Genomic DNA, 4084 nt, shown 5'->3' on the forward strand with positions numbered 1-4084 from the left:
AACAACCCGCAAGGGGGCCGCTCGATGCGTGCGTCCGAAATCCTGTTCGTGGGAAGCGGCTTTCGCCTCTTCTTTTATTTACTCGGGGCGAAAGCCGCTTTTCACCGTGCCAAACCCGGAGACGCCAGCGTCGTCCGGTGCGCAGTCATGTCGTTAGTCTAGAATTTGTAGCGCAGCCCCAGGGTCACTGCATTGGAGCCGTCGATATGGGCAATGGTGCCGAAGCCGCCCGAACGATGTTGGATGCGGCCGAAGCCTTCCCATTCGGGGTGATCGTCGTGCGAAACCGCTATTTCCGGGGCCAGATAGTAGAGCAGGGCGGCGCTGTCGCCCGAGGCGAGGGTGCGGGTGGTCTCGGAGCCAATGGTGTCGGTGACCACGGAAAAACCGCCGGTGATGGATGGCGTGATATTGACCGGGCCAACCTCGACCTCGGTCAGTCGGCCGACCAGCCCGGCCCAGGCCTCGGCAGACGTTGGCTCACCCGGTCCCATCCGCACCCCCAAGCCGGCCTCGATGCCGAGCCGGAAGCTCTGGTAATCATAGAAGAAGCGCTGATAGCCGATGCCGGCAAAGACATTGGCTTCGTAATTGTCTGTCCAGACCAGGAAGGCATCGCCGAAATAGCTTTGCGTCAAAGGTCCGCCAAAGATGAAGACGGCTTCGTCATGGCCGGTGGCAGGTTGGTCTGGATTGTCCTGGGCGAGGGGGGCAGTGGGCAGCAAAAGCAGGGTCGCCCCGAGCGCCAGCATGGCGCGGGTTCGGTTGAGCATGGTGGTTCCGTCCTTTTGGTGAGGAGTGAATCGGCAGCGACGCAAATGGTTCGCGCCGGCCTGATCACATTTCGGGTCGACTGCGCCGCAGGGCAGAACCGGAACGGGACCCGACGGATCGGCGTTATCCGATAAGGATTCTCAGGAGGATCAAATGGACGCCATTCCCACCGCCATCCACGAAGGCATGAAGGTCGTGGACAACGCATTGCAGCCGATCGGCACGGTCGAAACCTTCCGCAGCACCGATGAAGCCCCCGACAGCCCGGATGTGGATGCGGCCGGTGTCAGCCCGGTGCTCGAGCGAGAGCGCAATGACCTGACCGCCATTCTGGCCGATGTGTTCCGGCCGGATGACGAGTTGCCGAGGGAGATGCAGGAAAAGGCCCTGCGCGAGGGGTTTGTGCGGCTGGATGCGGACGGTCTGTTTGCGGCTGACCGCTACATCTTCCCTGAGCATATCGACCGGGTGGACGGGGACCGCCTGGTGCTCAGCGTCGGGCGCGACGATCTGCTCAAGGCCTGATAGCCCCCAGATGCGGCCGGCGTTTTTTGCGACCCCTGCCTTAACCACATGGGTTTACCACCCCGGCAAACTTGGTTCCGCGCATTGGTAGAACTGCGGATTACGAGGCGGGTTGGCTTCCCGATGATCATTCCCATGGTGGCTCCGGCCATCGCAAACTGGGAGACGATCATGTTGTACAAGCGTTTGATTGCAGCCGTCATGGTGTCGGCTGTGTTGATGCCGTCCCTGGCCTCGGCCGGTGGACTTCTGGATGGGGTATTGGGCGGTGACGATGCCGGCGGGTCCAGCGTCCTGGGTATTGTCGGTGATGGTGACAGCGGCGCACTGGTGACGCTCAACTCCGGCAATGCCGGGGATAGTGGGTTGGTCAATGTGGGCCTGGGCGGCAGCGACGGCGTCGTGACCGCCAATGTCGGCGGCGGATCTGCGCCCATCGTGGATGCATCGGTCCTCGGACCGCAAGGCATTGCCGACGTCAATGCCAATCTGGGCGGACTGGATACCAATGTGAATGTCGGCGGTCCCGGGAGCCTGGTCGACATCGATATCGGCGGTGGATCATCCGGTGGCGGCAATGGTGGAAACGGTGGAAGCGGTGGAAGCGGTGGAAACGGTGGCAATGGTGGAAACGGCTCGAATGGTTCGGGCGGCTCCACTGGCGGCGGCACCGTCATCATCCGCAGTGGCGGTTCGACTTCGGCCCCGGCATCGGCCGGTATCACCGCCATGTGCGCCGACGCCAATCCCAGCCAGTTGATGGCGCTGTTCCAGAAGAGCTCGACGCGCGGCTGGAATCGGGCCAGCGGTATCCAGCTCATTCCGATCAAGGTCTGTGCCGATCTCCGTCGCCAGATGGCCAATTGGCTGGCCGCCAATGGGGAATATCACCGCCTGCTGGGTGCGGTGGCGCAGGATCCGCTGATCAACGCCGCCCTCAGCCGCACCCAGTATCGCCCGGGTCATGTGCTGGGCGTACACAAGCAGGGTACCACACTGATGGTCTACGTGTTCTGACCTGGCCTCCAGTCAGACCGTAGGGGACCGGCCGCCTGCCCGCGGCCGGTCTTCAGCGTGTCTCAGGCAGGGCGGTCGGCCAACACCATGTAGTTGACCGCCATGTCGGGCGAAGTGCGCCATTCATCGGCCAGCGGATTGTAGGTTACACCCGTCTGGTCGATGACGGTGAGGCCATTGCGGCGCAATTGGGCGTTGATTTCCTCGGGCGTGAGAAACTTCTTCCAGTCATGGGTGCCACGCGGCAACCAGCGCAGCACATATTCGGCGCCCACAATGGCCAGCGCCCAGGAGCGGGCGGTGCGGTTGAGCGTGGCAGTGAACATCAGTCCGCCGGGGGCGACGAGGTCGGCACAGCTCTTCATATAGAGCGGCACATCGTCGACATGCTCGACCACTTCCATGTTGAGCACCACGTCGAAACGTTCGCCAGCCTCGACCAGAGCCTCGCTGGTGGTTGCGCGATAGTCGATGTCCAGCCCGGATTGTTCGGCGTGAATTTTGGCGATGGCAATATTGCGCTCGGCGGCATCAATGCCCGTCACCGTCGCACCCAGCCGGGTCAGCGGTTCGCACAATAGGCCGCCCCCGCACCCGACATCGAGAATATTGAGGCCCTCGAAAGGCCGAAGTGAATTGGCGTCGCGGCCGAAATGGCCAAGCAGGTGTTCGCGGATATAGGTCAGCCGTACCGGATTGAACTTGTGCAGCGGTTTGAACTTGCCCTTGGGGTCCCACCATTGTTCGGCCATGGCCGTGAACTTGGCGATCTCGGCTTCGTTGACAGTGGTCTTTGTCATGGACAACTCCTTGCCCGGCCATATGACCCAGCTTGCCGGGCGGGAGCAAGGCGCGCCCTGTCGCAGGTGGGTGGTGGGTCCGGCCTCTGCCATGCCCATTGATTGCGCACCGGCTTTGTGGCATGTCCGCGCGCAAAGCAAAGCGTACCGCCGGGTTCGGCGGCGGCGCCTTCAATAGTCGCGCTGGCAGCGCTCTAGTCGGGGAAGCAAGTGGCCCGTATCGTCGTCAAGTTCGGTGGCACTTCTGTGGCCAATGTCGAGCGCATCCGCAATGCCGCGCGCCACGTCAAGCGCGAGGTCGAGGCCGGCAATGAAGTGGCCGTGGTGGTTTCGGCCATGTCGGGCAAGACCAATGAGCTGGTCGGCTGGGTCAACGAGGCGTCCAAGTTCCACGATGCGCGCGAATATGACGCCGTGGTCGCCTCGGGAGAACAGGTCACCGCCGGGCTGATGGCCATTGTCCTCTCGGAAATGGGCATTCAGTCGCGCTCGTTTGCCGGCTGGCAGGTGCCGATCAAGACCGACGATTCCCATGGCGCGGCCCGGATCACCGATATTGACCCGACCGAGCTTGACAAGCGCATGACGGATGGCTGGGTGCCGGTCATCACCGGCTTCCAGGGCATCTCGCCCCACGGCCGCGTAACGACGCTGGGCCGGGGTGGTTCGGATACCTCGGCGGTCGCTGTGGCTGCTGCGGTCAAAGCGGACCGCTGCGACATCTATACGGATGTGGATGGTGTCTACACCACCGATCCTCGCATCGTGCCCAAGGCGCAGCGCATGACCAAGATTTCCTTCGAGGAAATGCTTGAAATGGCCTCGTTGGGTGCCAAGGTGCTGATGATCCGCTCGGTCGAGATGGCCATGGCGCACAAGGTGCGACTAACTGTCCGCTCCAGTTTCGATGACCCGGACGCGCCGCAGATCGCGCCCGATGGGACGCCGGGTGTGCCCGGCACGCTTGT

Annotated in this window: 5 protein-coding genes; 3 read left to right on the forward strand and 2 right to left on the reverse strand. The window is 62.8% G+C overall.

Annotated features, from left to right (window positions below; all coding sequences use genetic code 11):
• Positions 1-158 precede the first annotated feature (158 nt).
• Positions 159-773, reverse strand: coding sequence for a hypothetical protein (locus QZ564_RS18990; RefSeq protein ID WP_297113502.1), 615 nt, complete (start codon positions 771-773; stop codon positions 159-161).
• A 154-nt stretch (positions 774-927) separates the two neighbouring features.
• Here QZ564_RS18990 and QZ564_RS18995 point away from each other — a divergent pair, with 154 nt between their 5' ends.
• Together QZ564_RS18995 and QZ564_RS19000 are read left to right on the forward strand one after the other, a co-directional pair.
• A complete protein-coding gene (locus tag QZ564_RS18995; protein ID WP_297113503.1) occupies positions 928-1299 on the forward strand; it encodes a hypothetical protein in 372 nt (123 codons plus the stop codon).
• A gap of 171 nt (positions 1300-1470) precedes the next feature.
• A complete protein-coding gene (locus QZ564_RS19000; protein ID WP_297113505.1) occupies positions 1471-2316 on the forward strand; it encodes a hypothetical protein in 846 nt (281 codons plus the stop codon).
• Between the two features lie 62 nt (positions 2317-2378).
• Here QZ564_RS19000 and ubiG read toward each other — a convergent pair whose 3' ends face one another.
• Entirely contained in the window at positions 2379-3116 is a 738-nt protein-coding gene (ubiG, locus tag QZ564_RS19005; RefSeq protein WP_297113507.1) for a bifunctional 2-polyprenyl-6-hydroxyphenol methylase/3-demethylubiquinol 3-O-methyltransferase UbiG, read from the reverse strand.
• A gap of 210 nt (positions 3117-3326) precedes the next feature.
• On the opposite strand from ubiG, the gene QZ564_RS19010 reads away from it, so the two are divergent.
• On the forward strand, positions 3327-4084 hold a 758-nt coding region (locus QZ564_RS19010), incomplete at its 3' end, for an aspartate kinase (RefSeq protein ID WP_297113509.1).

The sequence above is a fragment of the uncultured Devosia sp. genome (assembly GCF_913055165.1).
Classification (GTDB): domain Bacteria; phylum Pseudomonadota; class Alphaproteobacteria; order Rhizobiales; family Devosiaceae; genus Devosia.